Origin of the sequence: Brevibacterium sp. FME37, from assembly GCF_014897485.1 — a bacterium.
Taxonomy (GTDB): domain Bacteria; phylum Actinomycetota; class Actinomycetes; order Actinomycetales; family Brevibacteriaceae; genus Brevibacterium.
Genome location: NZ_JABUYE010000022.1, coordinates 1 through 16,863 on the forward strand (window position 1 = coordinate 1; position 16,863 = coordinate 16,863).

Genomic DNA, 16,863 nt, shown 5'->3' on the forward strand with positions numbered 1-16,863 from the left:
CAGCAGGACCTGAAATCCCGCTACCTTGGGTGTCCACTATTCGAGGCTAACCTCAGTTCGATGTTCGTTGCGCTGACGGGGATATACAACTTTGTTCCTCACACGGTGGCGAGGCAATCTGCTTATGCCCCTGATGAGCAGAGTGGGGTTGTACAGTTTGCGTTTGCTCCGAAAAATATCCACAGGGCAATTCGGGAGTACTTCGATACCGATATCACCAGAGTGACTGAATCGATTGTGAGCGGGCCACCACGTGTTGTCGTTGCCTCGGCTGAAAACGCCGACCAGCAACGAACTCTTGCGGATAAGCTCTCTGCACCTTACGAACTCGTCGAAGAGTCGTCTCATCGGTCGATCATCGGCTATCAGTCACAGTCGAAGCATGTCGCGGCGATCGTAAGGGAAGTCGTCAGTGGAATCTAAAATTGTGAGCACTGCGCTTGGCATCGCTGCGATCGGGGCCATCGGGGCCCACATTGCAGCTACAACATTGCAAAATACACCAGATCCTTACAATCTGGATATGCGTCCCTACGTGGGTGGGTGGTCCGTGCCAGGCTGGAGGTTTTTCGCGCCCAACCCGGGCAACCAGAACGTACACCTTCTGGTGCGTACTCGGGACGCTGAAGGGACACTGGTCAGCGATTGGAAAGATGTCACCCCACCCGTCCATCACAGTGTTTTTAATGTCCTCATCAATCCACGAAGTCGCGGCCCGAAAGCCCTCTTCGATGCAATGCAACAATTGACTGTGATGCGAGACAATTACGCGGGACTCGACTGGATCTTCAAAAGTCTCCCCTATGAATTGGTCGCAGATACCTGCCGGGGGCTGATAAAAGACTCTGTTGGTCCACGATTTCAATACCTACTGATGAATTATGTCCCATCGGCGTCTGAGGGCGAACGTATGCAGCCGATCCTCGTCTCGCAGTGGCTGGCCGTCAATACGGAAGGGGTTCGAGGATGACAACCGATGTCGGCGAATATGGCGTCTACCACGGCGCTGAGGTGCATCTGCACATCACAGGATCGATCGGAGCCGCGCTCGTTCCCTGGTGGATTCACTGGTTCAGACATATCAACCAGGACGTCGTGGTCAACGCTTCAATCTCTCGAGGTGCTTCGCGTTTCGTGACGAAAGACGCAATTGCAGGTCTGTGCAACGGACACGTATGGGAAGACGAATGGGACGATGCCAAGAGTGAAGACTGGAGGCAAGGACGCACAGGAGACTCAGACTGCATCATTGTCTTCCCCGCGAGCCTAGACAGCGTGATGCGACTGGCGCAGGGACGCAGCGACTCGCCAGCTTTAATGATGATGCAAGTCACCAATCTCCCAATCATCCTGTGCGAAGCTATACCCGTGACCAACTCCGTCATCGAGCATTGGCGAAATATTCTGCATGAACGGCCAAACGTGACTACAGCTCCGCCTGTCGTTGGGATCAAGGCCACGGACCGGGACTCTCAAGAGACTGGATTCAACCTCCCGGGTGCCATCGCTATGGCAAATGAGCTCATTGATGCATCACGCGAAGGTGACGGCGTTGGTTGAAGCCCACGTCCGGCCAATCGCATCACTTCATAGTCACGGTTTGCTTCAGGACGTTGGTTCGTCCCCTGGGGGACACATTTTGTCACAACGAACCATGCAGGATGGTGGAACAGTCGCTTTATGATCGAACTCAATAACGTCAGTGTTTTTGCGGGAGAGGTACCTCTGTTGAGACCCACTACGGTCTCACTCTCACAGGCAGAGGCTCTAGTGATCCGCGGCCACAATGGTTCGGGTAAGTCAACGATGCTTCGCGTACTCGCAGGAACCCTGCCTCCTACAGATGGTGAGGTTTTGATCAATGGCAGCGTGCCGGATACGAGAAGTCGAGCTTTTCGCCGCACGGTCGCTGCCATGATCGGCCTTCCCCCGATGTCCTCGGACCTCACTGTCCGCGACCATGTCGCACTTGTGTCGACCACGTGGTTCCCGCGGTCTGCAGATGCTGACGATGTTGCATCCAGCGTCCTCGACAAGCTCGGATTATCACAACTCTCCTTGCGTTTTCCTCATGAACTTTCGTCCGGACAACTCCAATTGTTCGGATTGAGTCTTGTGCTTGCGCGACCGTTCGACATTCTGATCGTCGATGAACCCGAGCAACGACTTGATGATGAGCGCTTGGGTATTGTGTCTCATGTTCTTCAGGCACTGAGAAACGATGGCGTCACCGTTGTGGTGGCCACGCACAGCTCTCATCTGGCTGATGACCTGGGAGACCGTGTCCTCAGTCTGGATGTAACGACGTGAGGTCGCAGTACTCCGCGGCGATGTCGATCTGGAGAAACAGGACGGTTGACAGCGACCACCCCGAACCTCGGCGCGACGTGGGGTTCATTATCTACGCTGTGATTCTGCTGTCTGTTATTTGTCTAGTACCAATAGTTCGCCTTTTATTCTTATCCCTGGTTTCACCTTCTGCCAGTTCAGTTCTCGCTTCACCAGTGGCAGAACGAACGGCGTTCGCAGTCGCTGTGATTGTTTGCGTGACAGCTCTTTGGGGTGGCCGGTTTCAGGGCCCCGCGACCTTGCCCCCGTTTCTCACATATGCTCTGGCCGGTAGTGATATTCCTCGACTCTTAACGTATCGGCGTCCGCTTTTAATCGCGGCGTCGTGGGTGTTGGGGATGTTGACAGCGGCGTCTATTCTGGTCGCCGCCAGCATGTGGACGACTGACATCATCTTTGCCCTGGACGCGGCGCTGGTCGTGGTGTCTTGGATCTGCACGGCCACCGTCGTCTTTTGTCTTTGGGTCACGAGCCAAACTTTTCCGCGAGCTTCCGCTGTGTCCGCGATTCTACTACTGCTGGTGGGCGGTTGTGTTCTGTTCGTCCCTGGCCTGTGGCAGGGATGGCCGGCCGAAATTTTGTCCAGTGGCCCAGGAACGGTCATCGCGTTGATAACTTGGGCAGCGCTTGCTGTGGTCGGAGTATGTTGCTTACCTCGCATGCTTGAGGCTCAGCGATTTGATGATCTGCTCAAACGCTCTATTCGCTTGGCGCAGGCACAAGCGCAGGTGTTTATTATGGAGTTTGGCCAGGCTTCCTCAATCTATCGGGAGCCTCCACGGTTGCTTCGGAGAATGAAAGCGGTGCGGCCGTCGCGTCACGTCTGGATCACCATCGCCATAAGTGATTTGTACGCGTCACTGAGAAGTCCCATCCGACTATTGACCAGCCTCGTTTGCGTCTTAGGCGCCGGTTTGCTTGTGGGGTTGGGGTCGTCGCTGGGACCTTTAGCTGCCCTACTCGGACTCGGTGCCGGGGCGTTGAGCTATATGGGCGTAGGCCCCCTTGCCGATGGCCTTCGGCATGGTGCTGCTCAGGTCTCGGATCTTCCTCTGTACGGTATCAGTGATCGTTTTCTCATTAGTGTTCATGCGATCTTTCCGATCGTGGTCAGTGGTGTCGTCACCACGATCGGTGGTCTGATCGGTGTACAGCTGACTAGCGGATCGATTCTTCAGGTATTAGTGTCATCGGTCGGTTTGTCAGTCCTGACAGTTGCTTCCATACTCATGAGCGCATTGAAAGGTCCGATGCCGGTCCAATTCCTCACGTCGGTTCCTTCGCCGATGGGGGATCCGATGGTGCTGACGAGAGCGATGTGGGCCCTCGACGGTTTACTTACAGCAATAGCGGCAGGTATGGCTGTAGCAGCGCTGCCGACGGCTCCTGCTCTGACGGTCGTAGTCGCAGGTATTCCCTTGGTCCTCATTTTGCGTCGATGGCGCTATCGCGGTTAATGTCCCAGATCTAGCGTCGCATGAATGGTTGCCGGTCTCCTTAAATCGTGACTTCAATGCGCCGCTGACCCGTGCGAGGAAAACTCAGCGCATGTTTGTCCGCAATTCATATCGGAGCGTCATGCTGGGATGCATGGTCACCATTGGCACTTGGAATCTCGAGAACCTTTTCCGGCCAGGAGAAGGTTCAGGACCCGACAGTTCGACAGAGTATGAGAAGAAACTCGAATCTCTGGCCGAGACGATCACGAATCTCGGTCCAGACGTACTTGCGGTTCAGGAGGTCGGTGACCCCGCGGCGCTCGAAGATCTTGCGGGCAAGCTTCAGAGGACTTGGCGTACCGTGCTTGCGGATCCGGACGGACGCGGAATCCGCGTCGGGTTCCTTTCCCGGTCGGCGGTTACGAAGGTCGAGGAGATCGTCGACTTTCCAGAGGGATTTTCACCAGTCCAGATCAACGACAAGGGCGAAACCATCGAGCAGATGGGCCGACTGGTGCTCAAGGTGCGAGTTCGCAAGGATGGAGCGATGTTTGACATTGTCTCGGTTCACTTGAAGTCGAAGCTCTTGTCATATCCTGGCGGCCGGTTCTCACCTCGCGACGAGGGTGAACGCACTCGCTACTCCGTCTACGCTTTGCATCGCGGAGCAGCAGAGGCGATCACCAAGCCGGGATGGATCGACGAAGATCCGCCGAGAAGGTCTGGGAGCCAGAGCATCGTTCTTTGTGGCAACACATCCGCGCGGCATAGAACCGTGAGGGAGCCGGACAGGCGGGGTTGTATTAAACGTGAGCTCAGTTGGAGGACTTTCAAATCAGGTCCGTCGCCGGTCAGCTTTGAGACCTCGTAGAATTTCAGCTGCTCAAGCTGGGTCGTCGAGGCGGTAGCGCTTTGGCCGCGGTTGAATGGAGGGCAATTCGTAAGATGACCGGACCGCACCGTCTTGGATGGACCGGCTTGTGGGGTTGCTGACACGTATGTTTCTCATTTCCAATCGTGGGTGGACTTTGGTTGCATTCGGCTTTTGCCCAGCGAAAATGTTTACTGTCCCACATGCCTAGAGGACGTGGATCCTGCACAGCTCCTGAGTGGATCGAGTGAGTGCTACATATAACCTGTTCCAGCCGCGAGGTTCTGCTGCGATGCCGGCAGGATCGATAACGATAGTCGCGTCCCATTCCAGGCCCTTCGATTGAGTGGCCGTGATCACTGGAATACCGTCCAGTGCAAGCTGCAGTGCGGGGACCCGTGGTGCGGCGGCGATGACGCCGACCGTGCCACCAGCCCAACGTTCGGTGAGTTCTTTGAACGCGCGTGAGATTTCGGTGACCAGTTGAGATTCGTTGGCGCTGCGTTCCCAGGGTTCGATTCCGGAAAAGCGCACAGCGTTCGGTGGTTCGTTGACGCTGCCGGCATTTTGGAGGATGGGGCCGGTAAGGGCCATGGCTTCTGCAGGAGTACGATATCCGATCGTGAGCTTTGCTTGAGTCCAGCGTTCACCGAAGACTGCGTCGACGGCCTGAGCCCATGTCGTGTGCTGATGTGGCGTTTCCGCCTGGTCGATGTCGCCGACTGCGGTGATGGACAATTGTGGAGTTCGGCGGGCAACCATGTGCCACTGCATTTCAGACAACTCTTGGGCTTCGTCGACGATTACATGTCCGTAAATCCAGTCCCGGCGTGACGCGGCCCGTTCGGAGAGGAACGTCTCAGAATTGGGGTGGACGGTCGTGTCGCCGAGCAAGTGCGAAATTGCATCGAGCAGGGGAATATCACTGCTCGTCCATCCGCCCTTCGTTGTAATGACTGCTTGTCGCTCGGCATCGTTCAGCTCCGGAACGAACTTCTGAAGCATGGCTTCGTCGCCCATCAGCCGGCCTAGTTCTTCGTTCGGGTCCAAGATGGGCCAGAAGTCCGCGAGGACGGCGGCAACTCGGGGGTTTTCTGCGATGTCTTCGCGAAGTTTGTCGAGTTCTTCGTCTGTGAGTATGCCGTCGGCCTCGCTGCCCTCATTGCCGCCGTCCACCTCCTGGAAGTTGACTCGGGCGTGCACGACATCCTCGAGGCCTTCGTCGATTCGCGCGAAAGCATCCTCGAGACGCTCGGCGATAGCGTGGGCAAGCCGGTCGTGCATCTGCTCATGGAACCACCTCCGCGCGGCGTGGTAGCTCCGACCAGAGATAGCAGTGGTGATGAGGCGTTCCACCATGGACGAGGAGATCTCGTATCGTTCCCCTTCCCAGTCGAGGGCAACCGGAGCACTTTCGGGGGTTTGGGCGACGGCGTACCGAGACAGGGCTGACTGCCACAGGGCGCGACCCTTGATGGCCTCTGTCAGGCGCGGCTCTTCCACCGTGACAGTGACTCCAGGCAGGAGCGTGTCCGGGGTTGCCGCGACAATAGCTGTCTCACCCAAGGCGGGGAGAACCTGGGAGATGTAGTCCAGGAAGCGACGAGATGGCCCGAGGGTCAATACGCCTCGCGTGGCCAGTTGAGGATTCGCGAAGAGCAAGTACGCCGCGCGGTGGAGCGCAACAACGGTCTTTCCCGTGCCAGGACCGCCCTGCACCACGAGGGGCCCATGCGCGGTGGCGCGCACGATCTCATCTTGTTCACGCTGCAAAGTGGCCGCGGCGCTGGACATCTCACCCGTGCGTCGCTGCGAGAGTGCACTGAACAGCGCGCCTTCACCAACCAGTCCGCTAGCACTATTGCCATCGAGAGGTTCGTCGTCCACTCCCACAACAGTGTCACCCGTAGTGCGGATATGTCTTCGGTGAGCGTGCCCCAGTGGTTCGACGGGCGTTGCCATGTAGAACGGCCGCGCGGCAGGTGCGCGCCAATCGATGACCATCGGATCAGCACCATCCGCCGCGTCTGAAACACCAACTCGACCGATCCTGAGAGGAGTTCCCTCAAGAGAGTCGAGACGCCCGAAAATCAGCCCATTCTCGGCGTGTGTCAGCTCTGTGCGTTGCCGGTTCATACCTTGATGGCGGGCATGGGAAACCGCATCGTCGACTGAGGTGGACAGCTCGGCATTCAAATACTGGAGGATTTCTGCACGACGCTCCAGCGTCGCGTTGAGGTAGTCCTGCTCTTCAGTGATAGCGGCTTGGCGTGTATCCAGCGGCGAGGCGATCTCTTTCGGCACCAGTTCTCCTTCGAGTGATCTTGCCCATAGGATGACTGCATAATGGCGGAATGGGTGGCGGAATTTGGGACCGCCGAATGGGCAAGATCACTAGTAAATCACTAGTACTAGGAAAAGCAAAGTACTAGTGATTAGCTAGCAGATGACTTTAAGAAAAGCTATGCTTGGGGCATGTCGAATCGAGCGGGTTTAGCGAGTGCCGTCCGGGACTCCGGTCTACCGTCGGCATTCGGCATTCTTGGCAAGAAATGGAACGGGCAAATTCTTGCCGCCCTGTGTGAGGGGCCGATGAAGTACTCAGATCTGCGCCGTTCGGTTGGCCCGATTACGGACTCCGTCCTCTCAGATCGACTCGGCGACCTTGCCAATGCAGGACTCATCGAGCGCGCACAAGCCTCCATGCGACCGAGTCACATCACATATGCACTGTCTCCGCAGGGTGACGCGATCCAGCCAATTCTCGATGATCTCGCAGTCTGGGCTGCTACAAACCTTTAGATCCAGATATCCAGCAATTAGCGCATCCAGAATGCTGCTATGACGACCGATTCTCACCCAGAGCTCACCACGGAACGTTTCCCAAAGCCGATCGACTGACGCGCAATGGTACTGTTGAGCACTGCGAGAACACTGCCACGTACCGTTGCGGGACGATCAAAGCGGCCGACTTTCGGCTTTGGCGCCACCGCTGTCCGTTCATCAATTTTCGCTGAAGGTGTCCTGAGCCATTTACCGATGCCGCAGAAATCGATCCCGTTGGCCTCTCCGCGAAGCTGCTCTCAAATCGTATCGTGAATGACTTTGCCCCACTACAAGTTCTGGGTTGGTTCTGTCATTTCGAGGAGTCGCTCACGAGCGGATTTGAGCTCGGTTGCCGTGAGGTATGGAGTATCTGTGGCTGTCGCGAGTCCTTCGGCAGCGAATCGCAGCATCAACGAGGTGGCTGGTTCGATTCCATCGGCGGCGAAGGCTTCTCGCCAGGCGTGGGCATCTTTCTCAAGGAACTTTTGTACAGGTCGTTCACCCCCGATGACCAGAATCAGGAAGGTGGGCGAACAGATCTCCCACATCACGTCGCTGTTGGAGGTCAGGGCTCTGATATAGCCGCGCAATAACTTGCCCGGTCGATTCTCTGACAAGTCCACATGGGCATGTACTTCATTCCAGAAGCGTTGTGCCCCGTCGGAGAGGATCGCGTCTTCTAAAGCGCTGCGGCTTGTGAAGTGGTGGGTGAGCGCGCCTTTGGATACACCAGCTCGAGCTGCGATGTCCGCCAAACTGACTCCTGCACCATGTTCAGCGATGAGTTGGGTGGCGGCATCGATGAGTGCCTTGCGAGTGCGTTCTTTGTCACGGGTGGCAGTGTGTTCAGTGTCCTGCATGGGAATCGTCCTTGCCAGTTGTGGATGGGATCAGACGCCAGGCAATGAACGCCGCGACTACCAGCAGTACTGCCGCGACGAACGCGGTAATCTGCATCCCGTGGGTGAAAGCATCTTGAGCGATGGATAATAGTTCGGCATCTTTTGTGCCCAGCGTACTGGCCGTGCTGGCCAGCGAGTCTTGCATCGAAGCAGAGACATCCGGGGGTGTCCCTGCAGGTACATGCAGACTCGCACGATAAATTGCGGTTTGGATGGATCCAAGCACCCCAATGCCCAGTGCGATGCCCAACTCGTAGGCTGTTTCGGCGATAGAGGCCGCGGCGCCAGCACGCACTGGCGGGGCTGCGGACACTACGGCATCCGTGGACAACGTCATCGACAACCCTGTACCAAGACCGATGACTCCCAGGGAGATCCCCATTCCAACGTAGCTTGGCATACTTTCGCTCAGCCCCAGGGTGGCCAACCCAATCGCTCCGATCAATAAACCAGCAGCAATAGCGCGACCCAAACCCAGTCGGGATAGGACAAACCCCACGATTGCGATGACGGCCACTGAGGCGATGGTCGCGGGCATTTCGGCCATGCCTGCCCAGAATGGTGAATAGCCGCGTACCAGCTGCAAATACTGGGAGAAAAAGAACAACAACCCGAAGAACGCGAAGATCGACAGTGTGTTCGACGCCACGGCTCCATTAAACGCCGGAATTCGGAAGAGACTGATGTCAACCAATGGTGTTTGCAGCCGGCGCTGGCGACGCACGAACAACCACCCCGACAGGGCCCCGATCAGTAAAGAAGCCAGTACTGACCAGTCCAGTCCTTGGCCGATCGCATGTTTGATGGCATAGACCACCGGCACAATGGCCAGCACCGAAAGCACCGCGGACAACAGGTCGATCCGCCCGGCATGCGGATTCTTAGACTCCGGTAGCAACCAGATACCCAACACAACAACGAGCCCGATCACGGGCACGTTGATCAGGAATACCGACCCCCACCAGAAGGATTCCAGCAACGCACCGCCGACCAGCGGCCCCACTACGCCGCCGGCCATGGCCCCGGCCGACCAGAAAGCGATGGCCTTGGTCCGCTGGATTGAGTCATGAAAGAGATTGCGAATGATCGACAATGTCGAGGGCATGATGGTGGCGCCAGCGATGCCCAACAACGCCCGGGCAGCGATCAGTACTTCCGCAGACGGTGCGAAAGCAGCCAGAACCGAAGCCAAACCAAACGCCATACTGCCGATCAACAACAGCCGCTTGCGCCCGACCCTGTCAGCCACGTTACCCATGGTCACGAGGAGACCTGCTAGTACAAACGAATAGATGTCGCCGACCCACAGGATCTGCGTAGCGGTCGGCGCGAGGTCGGCGGTGAGCGCGGGCACCGCCATATAGAGAACTGTGCCGTCGATGGCCAGCAGTATGACGGCGAGGATGAGCACGACGAGCGAGAGCCATTCCTTGGCACCGGCTCTAGGTGGAGTGATAGATGGGGTGTTCACGTAAATCAGCCTAACAGACCATATGGTTTGTTAGTAAGTCCGATTGGCTTGTTACTAACAGGTGCCAACATTAATGTGTGGGTGGAGGAGTTGGGGCGACTTCTTTCCCGGTCAAAGGACGCCACTGTTTGGTGGTCACGGACCGATGATCAGGGTCAAAGGCGTTTGTTTTTCGGTGAGGGAACGTTGTGCGGGTCGCCACAGTTGCAAATGTGCCACTGTCGACATCGACTGCACTGTAAACGGTGTACGTCCTCGCAGGGCTCACTCCAGAATTTGACGGCAGCACGGTCGCCTTTGCTCAGTGGTTGCGCAGGGCCGCGAAGACCAAGTCATTTAAGGTTCTAACTCACACTTTTGCCTGCGAATGGCGATGCCGCCATTCTGCGGCGAACGAACACCGTTACCTGTCAGCCAACGCCACGGTTCGGCGTAGCTTAGTCGGTCGTGGCCGCGGCCAGATCGGCGGTGACTGTTGGCGAGCCCGGTCACGGGTGGCGACGAGGCCCTCCACACGGGCAGTGATCGCCCGATAAGCGTGAGCGGCCTGTTGGGATTCCCGTTTCCTCGCCGTCGCCTCCTGGCGGAAAAATTCTGCCCCCTTGGTTGCGACCAACTTCCGAGCGCTAGCGAGACGGGCTTCCTTTTGGGGTGACGTCGGCACAGTCTTCGTCGAACTGTTCCGAGTAGGCGACTGCATTCGGCGAGCAGGAACTGTCGTGACCTGGCATTTTAGGCCTGCTGCTCTCACTGCTTGAGAAAAACAAGACTTATATTCCGAAGTTCCTGTCCCTAAACTTCGAATCGTGGCCGAGAAGGCACGGCCAGAGGGCACCGTGGACGAAGGTGCAGTTGCGCCCAGATCAGGATGGTCGGCGGTGGCGTCTATTCCTCGAGTCGCAGACATTATCAATACCTCGTTTCGGCGAGAAATAAGGAAGGCACGATCGAATGACAGTTCAGAATATCGGGGAGACGGCAATGGAGTGTTTGCGTAGTCTGGAAGAGTACGACTTCGAACGTATGCGGGCCCTGTGTACAGAGACGGCAACTATGTGGCACAACGACGGTCGCGGAGACCAGTCGGTTGACGAGAAGATCGAACAGCTCAGACCACTTGTCGCGGCCGTCGATTCGTTACGCTACGACGTTATCCGACAGTTTCAGAAGCCGGACGAGGTCCTTCAACAACAGGTGCTCCACCTGGCGATGGCTGACGGCTCTCGCAGCGACGTAATGGCGACGATGTACTTTCGGTTCAAAAATGGACTGATCGACAGAATTGAGGAGTCTGCCTACCAGCCACCAGACGTGAACAACCCGGCTACTAACAAGAGCACGTGAAGTTGGACCTTCTTGATTTGAAGCCCTATTTCTGACCGCCCGGGTTCGTGTCCTGCTAAGCGTTCAGGATATGAAACATCCATGTTGAAATTTACAGCGCCTGCGCTGATGGGGTAGAAGCTCAACTTCTGGGAAATGTTGTTCCGGTGCAAGGCTGGATGACTGGGCTTCGGCCCGTTGGTTTGTATATGACACTTGATTGAATACGAGGTTGACATGATTGAAGGGTATATATCTGTGCCGGGAGGAGACGTCTGGTATCGCAGGATGGGTAGTGGTGGTGTGCCGCTGGTACTCGTTCATGGTGGACCGGGCTATCCAAGTGATCCATTGTTCGAGGCCTTCGAGCCACTCGCGCGGGAACGCGAAATAATCTGGTACGACCAACTTGGAGTCGGACGTTCTGATCCGATCAACGACACGTCTTTATTGACTGTGGATCGTTTCCTTGACGAACTCGGCGCCGTTATTGAAGGTCTCGGTCTTGACCGTCCGCACGTTTATGGGCACTCGTGGGGTGCGATGCTTGGCCTCCAATATGCCGCCGAGCGGGCGCCCAACTGGACAAGTCTGATTAGTGCCAACGGTGTGGCGAGCATACCTCGGTTCCAAAAGGAAGCCCGAGAATTGATGGCCAAACTTCCAGGCAACGTGCTTGACCGCACATATGGCCGTGAGCTCCGGGGACAGACCGACGATCCCGACTATTGGCTAGCCCAAGAAGAGTACCTACGGGCGTGCGTGGTACGGACCTCTCCCGTAAACCTCGACTCGGATCGCATGAGCATGCTCACGTTCCGGACGATGATTGGACAGTCTGACTACCATGTCACAGGTACTCTTACGGAATGGGATATCTTCGAGAGTTTGGAACGGATTCGGGTTCCTACATTGGTTCTCGGTGGGGAGTTTGACGAATGCGTACCTGTGCACCTCGCAGACATTGCAAGTAAAATTTCTGATTCCCAACACATCACCCAGACCGGCGTCGCGCATATGGGATATCTCGAGTCGGAGCCGCTTCGCAGCGAGTACATTGCAATAATCCGGAACTATCTGACTCGTATCGAAGCTCGTCCGTAACCACGAACCACAGCTGGGGCGAGGTGAGCAGCGTTTCATCATCACCGGGCTTGGTGATATTCCGGGCCCGTCGGGCAGTCTTGATGCGCTCTTCCCGAAGCGAACCTGGGCCTGAGCACCGGTGACGTGAGTGTGACCAGTGATGGTGCCGCATGTGACGCTGGCCTCATTGTCAAGAGCATCGCCACGTGGATATCTGCAGACGCTAACCTCTTCAGTGGGGAGATCGGAGTCTCTTACATCATGACAAACCGCACCCATCAATTTGGGGCCCGTAACTACGCCGAGACCTCAGTTGCCTCATTCGCCCACGCGTTCAAAGCCACAAGACGGCGGGGAGCCGGCGCGCCGAGAGCCCCACCACCATTAGAGCCGCCGCGCAGCGCTGCGATCCGTGGGCGCTGAAAGGTAATATCGGTGGCGCTTAACTGCAATAGTCGTTGGCACTCAACACGCGGCAAAGATTCTCGGCGTCGCACTGCAGGTCCTCGTCAATCTCAGCGATAGCGGCCAAATTCCTTCCCACGGTCGCTTCGCTCACCGACGGGTTACCCTCCTCGATGTTCTGGCGTATCGAGACGAGCGGAAAGCGTGGCAATACCGAGCACTTGAGGCCCTGGGACAATACGGCGACGAGATGGAAGAGAGCCCTGGCCTCGCAGTTGCGCGGATGAAGGAAGCTTGAAAGATCGTCGCGCACAAGCGTCGAGCCCAGGAAGAGATCCCCGCAACCGAGGACGCCTGACTGTAAGGTTTCAGCCCCAAGTTGTTCTCTTGGCCGACGAGCCATGTCAGGGGCTGCGGCTAGTGTTGGCCTAACTGGCGAGTTTGAGAGGGGCACGATGGTACAGACAAATGCTCATGATGTAGCAAACTACATCCTCAAGAAGACCGGGCGAATCCAGGCGATCAAGCTCCAGAAGCTCTGTTATCTTGCGCAGGGGTGGAGCCTGGCATGGCTTCGGGGACCTCTCTTCAACGATGAGATCCGTGCATGGCGTTATGGCCCCGTTGTCTACTCTCTCTATCAGGAGCATCGTGGATTGCACTATCTCGAGGAATGGACCCACGGGAATCCTGACGACTCCCATCTGAGTGCCGATCAGAAGAAAATTATTGATGCAGTGATTCAGCAGAATGCGCACAAGGGTGGGCTCGACCTGGTGTGTGAGACTCGCTCCCACGAGATATGGAAGACCAAGTTCGAAGAGGCAGAGCCGAGTCGGCGCGGTTATGAGGTCCTCACGGTCGAAGATATCCGAAAGGAATTCGACCGGCTCGACGACGAGCTCATGAAGGCCACGAGCTAAGCGCTCTTAGACGCAGAGCCCGACACGGATTGATCAATCTGTGTCGGGCTCAACGTATAACTTGCGAAGGATTCGGTAGACGCGGGAGTTGGCGACGGTCTACGATGGGTAAAACGCAAGAAACGAAAATCGAGAATCGAGACATCATGAGCACGAGTGCAGCAGCGCAGGACACCTTCTACGTGCCAGGGGACCAGGGCACAGGTGAGGTTTACGACTTCATCGAAGCTCACGCAGCGAAGACTGGCTCTCGGCCTGAACCTCGCTTCTACCTCTCGGGACCAGACGCAGGAGATCAGGTAGAGCTGCCGCATGAGATCTACGAGATCCTGGTCAAAGCTGTGGACGCAATGCGATCGGGCATGGCAGTCACCATCACTCCCAACTCTCTAACGATGACAACGCAGCAGGCGGCCGAGATTCTCGGAGTCACGCGCCCAACGCTCGTGAAGCTACTCGACGAGGGCAGGATCCCCTTTGAGAAGCCCAATACACACCGCCGCGTTCGCTTGGCGGATGTCCTCGAATACAAAGAGCAGCGGAAGGCTGAGCAGCACGAGGCAATCGCTGAAATGAGTGACTACACCGACGACGAAGAAAGCCGGGAGCAGGCGCTGGCGCGGATGAAGAAAGCTCGAAAGATCGTCGCAAATCGGCGCCACCAAGCTCACGGGTCGATGACGATTGATCCTGAATCTGGAACGGATTCCACGTTGTAACCTGCCATGTCTGCAACGATCGTGTTTGCAGAGGCTGATTCGCTGTCGAGGATGTCGCCGAGCTCATGTTCGCCCTCGCTGCCAAACATGAAGAGGCATTGAGGGTCGCGCCCGGCGCCGCATCGTGAGCGGGTGCGAATACCGCCCATTCCGGCTCTGTCGAAAGTGTGGGCCCAACGGCGAGTGATTGTGTAGGTGGGGTCCATCGGCGCAGATGCGTCTGCGGCCAACACCCCGAAAGACGCCGCTGCTTCGTGAAGAAAGTCGGCGGCGCTCAGTTGGGGTATTTCAAGACATGAGACTTCCACGCCAGTCAGCGCGGTCTCTGGGATTTCACGGCTGCCAAGTAGGACTGGACCGAGTCTCTCCCTGAGTGCTGTCGTCGAGGACGATCCGAGATTTAATGTGCCTCTCGGGCTGAAGAGATTGAACCGTCCAACGCTGCTGGAAAACCACCAAGGAGACTGCTCTCCCTGGTGGGCCCGATACCACCGCAGCCGATCCTTATGCTCGAAGGTTGGGAATTCAGAGTAATCCACGTCGAGATCGGGTAGTGACAAAGAGCTTTCTGCTCGTTCCTGACTCATGCAGATTCAGTCCGCCAGGAAGCGGCGTCATCCGCCGCCTGCATTAGCAGCCGGCGTCGAGCGTCTGCACCGTCACCGACTACTTCCACCGCGGTCCTGCCGTCAAAGGAGTTCATCGGCGCAGTGAGCCAATAGGCCACAGTCCATGGGTCGGCACCAGAGTTAAGGAGTGTTTCTATCACAGGAACTAAGTTGGATCGAACACCAGTGGCAGTGAACTGGAAGGCAGGGAAGACCTTCACCCCATCGGATGTAGTCACACGCAGGAGCCTGTTTCTCCGTGCTCGTTCTGACACAGCCTGCCTACTGACACCGAGCAGTCTCTCAACTCGTCCAGACGTGTAAAACGGGCCAATGCGATCATTGACTCGGCCAGCCGATTGGAAGGCATCGCGCATCGCATGGATCTTCACTTCGACCGCTGCCTCGGAGTAGTCTGAGGTTTCGTCAGATTCGATGAGATCGTCGACCATTTTGACTGCTCGACGCTTGAGAGCCTTGCGATAGCGGTCTTTCGTGTTCACGGCGATCAGCCTCCAGGCCTTAGTAGTTTCAACACCCATTATCTCGGATCTTGTCAAGCCTTGTCAAAAGAGTTTGGTGTCAGGTGGCTGGTATCCAACGAGACCGATCACTCAGCCTTTTCATCGAGCTTTGCAAGCATTTGCCCTTGATGTGTGTGGCCGATGGTTTCGTAGCCGACAACGGTGACAAACGGGGCCGCCATGATCAGTAACAGGCATACCGACATTGGTGCTCCGAGGGCTGCCATACCGACTGTCGCGGCGAGAATCGCCAGCGTGGTGCCTAAGAGAACGGCGTGAAACGTGCCTCCGGAGAAGAACAATAATGTGTGGAGGATGTAGACCATCGCTACATACAAGGCAACGGGCGCAGCCACAGCCAACACCACAGTCGTCTCGTTGAGTGCACTGTCGTGTTCAAGATATAGCCCAGCGACATGCAATCCGGCCCCGACACCGGCAGTACCGATGAATAGCGGAATGTGGCCGTACCCAAACAAGTACCCACGACGCTTGCGATGCTGGAGTACTTCTCCGAACGGGGTGGCGAAATAGACCCACCACATTCCAAAGGTCAGTCCCACACCGGCGATGACGACGGCAACCGTGTTGGTCGTCCAGGTCAGGCCGTCGGCGCCGCCAAGCAGCCCCGACGACGAAGCCACAGTCCCCACGACGCTCTCTCCTAGCGTGATGATCGCAAACAGGCTGAATCGCTCCGCCATGTGATGAGGGTGCCATGGGATACCATCGGCTGCACCCTGCGTGATCATGGGCAGGAGCAGCTCGAAGACTCCTATCATGAGGAAGAGTGGCACCATGACGAGAGTCGGCAGACCTGAGAACGACAGACCAACCCATGCGACCTGGATGAACACGGTCCACCTAATGTGGGAGTGGGCGACTTTGCGGTACTGCGGCGCGGATCGGGCCACCCGCCACCACTGGAAGACGATGGCAATACGCATCACCACATAGCCGATCACCATCAGGCGCAGGTCGAGGTGATGACCCTCCTCGACCGACCGGTACATTGCTGGCAATCCGAGCGCAAAGACTACGACGCCCATCATCTGGACCATAGTCAGAATCCGGTACAGCCAATCGTCGGTATCGAAGGCCGACCCGAACCAGCTGAAGTTGATCCAGGCGATACAGATGGCGAATGAGGCGAGGACGAACGCTCCGATTGCAGAAGCCACATGCCCTGCACTGGTCATTTCGGCCAACTGCGATGCAGATGTGCTGATGGCGACGACGAATGTTAGATCTAAGAGCAGTTCGAGTGGGGAAGCCACCCGTCCTTTTTCGCGTGGATCTCTTCCCACCATAGGGCTCAATCCATGGGCTATGCGGCCTGTCGGCGGCTGCCCTGGTTCTGTGTTGCTCAATTTTCCTCGAAACATTGTTGCTCGTTGGGGGCGGTCAATTGTCCGAT

General features: G+C 56.9%; 17 protein-coding genes. 11 read left to right on the top strand and 6 right to left on the bottom strand.

Features of this window, described 5'->3' with window-relative positions:
• From INT29_RS18375 to INT29_RS18400, 6 genes are all read left to right on the top strand, one after another.
• Positions 1–423: hypothetical protein (locus INT29_RS18375; protein WP_226842216.1), on the top strand; the 423-nt coding region annotated here is incomplete at its 5' end.
• Entirely contained in the window at positions 413–970 is a 558-nt protein-coding gene (locus INT29_RS18380; RefSeq protein ID WP_193072847.1) for a DUF5819 family protein, read from the top strand. The genes INT29_RS18375 and INT29_RS18380, both read left to right, overlap by 11 nt.
• Positions 967–1,560, top strand: coding sequence for a CypD family RiPP peptide-cysteine decarboxylase (locus INT29_RS18385; RefSeq protein ID WP_193072849.1), 594 nt, complete (start codon positions 967–969; stop codon positions 1,558–1,560). Before INT29_RS18380 ends, INT29_RS18385 begins: the two co-directional genes overlap by 4 nt.
• 120 nt (positions 1,561–1,680) lie before the next feature.
• On the top strand, positions 1,681–2,310 hold the full coding sequence (locus INT29_RS18390; RefSeq protein ID WP_193072852.1) for an ATP-binding cassette domain-containing protein: 630 nt from the start codon (positions 1,681–1,683) through the stop codon (positions 2,308–2,310).
• Between the two features lie 377 nt (positions 2,311–2,687).
• A complete protein-coding gene (locus INT29_RS18395) occupies positions 2,688–3,806 on the top strand; it encodes a hypothetical protein (protein WP_133066602.1) in 1,119 nt (372 codons plus the stop codon).
• A gap of 91 nt (positions 3,807–3,897) precedes the next feature.
• Complete coding sequence (locus INT29_RS18400) at positions 3,898–4,659, top strand: endonuclease/exonuclease/phosphatase family protein (RefSeq protein WP_096161371.1); 762 nt, start codon at positions 3,898–3,900, stop codon at positions 4,657–4,659.
• A 207-nt stretch (positions 4,660–4,866) separates the two neighbouring features.
• Here the strand turns inward: INT29_RS18400 and INT29_RS18405 are convergent, their stop codons facing one another.
• Positions 4,867–6,963: a HelD family protein gene (locus INT29_RS18405; RefSeq protein ID WP_319020940.1), complete on the bottom strand. Its 2,097-nt coding sequence runs from the start codon at positions 6,961–6,963 to the stop codon at positions 4,867–4,869.
• Positions 6,964–7,134: 171 nt separating this feature from the next.
• On the opposite strand from INT29_RS18405, the gene INT29_RS20810 reads away from it, so the two are divergent.
• Entirely contained in the window at positions 7,135–7,461 is a 327-nt protein-coding gene (locus tag INT29_RS20810) for a winged helix-turn-helix transcriptional regulator (RefSeq protein ID WP_096161370.1), read from the top strand.
• 311 nt (positions 7,462–7,772) lie between these two features.
• Here INT29_RS20810 and INT29_RS18415 read toward each other — a convergent pair whose 3' ends face one another.
• Positions 7,773–8,345 carry a TetR/AcrR family transcriptional regulator gene (locus INT29_RS18415; RefSeq protein ID WP_096161369.1) on the bottom strand — a complete coding sequence of 191 codons (573 nt, stop codon included), beginning with the start codon at positions 8,343–8,345 and terminating at the stop codon, positions 7,773–7,775.
• Positions 8,332–9,858, bottom strand: a complete 1,527-nt coding sequence (locus tag INT29_RS18420; RefSeq protein ID WP_193072854.1) for an MFS transporter — start codon at positions 9,856–9,858, stop codon at positions 8,332–8,334. The genes INT29_RS18415 and INT29_RS18420 overlap by 14 nt, the downstream gene beginning before the upstream one ends.
• Before the next feature lie 951 nt (positions 9,859–10,809).
• Between INT29_RS18420 and INT29_RS18425 the strand changes: the two genes are divergently transcribed.
• The 4 genes from INT29_RS18425 (at position 10,810) to INT29_RS18440 (ending at position 14,314) form a co-directional block, all read left to right on the top strand.
• Positions 10,810–11,202, top strand: a complete 393-nt coding sequence (locus tag INT29_RS18425) for a nuclear transport factor 2 family protein (RefSeq protein WP_096161382.1) — start codon at positions 10,810–10,812, stop codon at positions 11,200–11,202.
• Between the two features lie 195 nt (positions 11,203–11,397).
• On the top strand, positions 11,398–12,285 hold the full coding sequence (locus tag INT29_RS18430; RefSeq protein ID WP_096161381.1) for a proline iminopeptidase-family hydrolase: 888 nt from the start codon (positions 11,398–11,400) through the stop codon (positions 12,283–12,285).
• A gap of 842 nt (positions 12,286–13,127) precedes the next feature.
• On the top strand, positions 13,128–13,595 hold the full coding sequence (locus tag INT29_RS18435) for a Panacea domain-containing protein (protein ID WP_193072856.1): 468 nt from the start codon (positions 13,128–13,130) through the stop codon (positions 13,593–13,595).
• Positions 13,596–13,741: 146 nt separating this feature from the next.
• The gene (locus tag INT29_RS18440) at positions 13,742–14,314 is read left to right on the top strand and encodes a helix-turn-helix domain-containing protein (protein ID WP_193072857.1); all 573 of its coding nucleotides are present in this window, start codon (positions 13,742–13,744) and stop codon (positions 14,312–14,314) included.
• On the opposite strand, the gene INT29_RS18445 is transcribed toward INT29_RS18440, so the two are convergent.
• The 3 genes from INT29_RS18445 to INT29_RS18455 are packed head-to-tail and all read right to left on the bottom strand — an operon-like array spanning position 14,263 to position 16,723.
• Positions 14,263–14,901 carry an RES domain-containing protein gene (locus tag INT29_RS18445; protein ID WP_193072865.1) on the bottom strand — a complete coding sequence of 213 codons (639 nt, stop codon included), beginning with the start codon at positions 14,899–14,901 and terminating at the stop codon, positions 14,263–14,265. The genes INT29_RS18440 and INT29_RS18445 overlap by 52 nt on opposite strands.
• Positions 14,898–15,482, bottom strand: a complete 585-nt coding sequence (locus INT29_RS18450) for a hypothetical protein (RefSeq protein ID WP_193072867.1) — start codon at positions 15,480–15,482, stop codon at positions 14,898–14,900. Before INT29_RS18450 ends, INT29_RS18445 begins: the two co-directional genes overlap by 4 nt.
• 50 nt (positions 15,483–15,532) lie before the next feature.
• Positions 15,533–16,723 carry a low temperature requirement protein A gene (locus tag INT29_RS18455; RefSeq protein ID WP_319020941.1) on the bottom strand — a complete coding sequence of 397 codons (1,191 nt, stop codon included), beginning with the start codon at positions 16,721–16,723 and terminating at the stop codon, positions 15,533–15,535.
• Positions 16,724–16,863 lie beyond the last annotated feature (140 nt).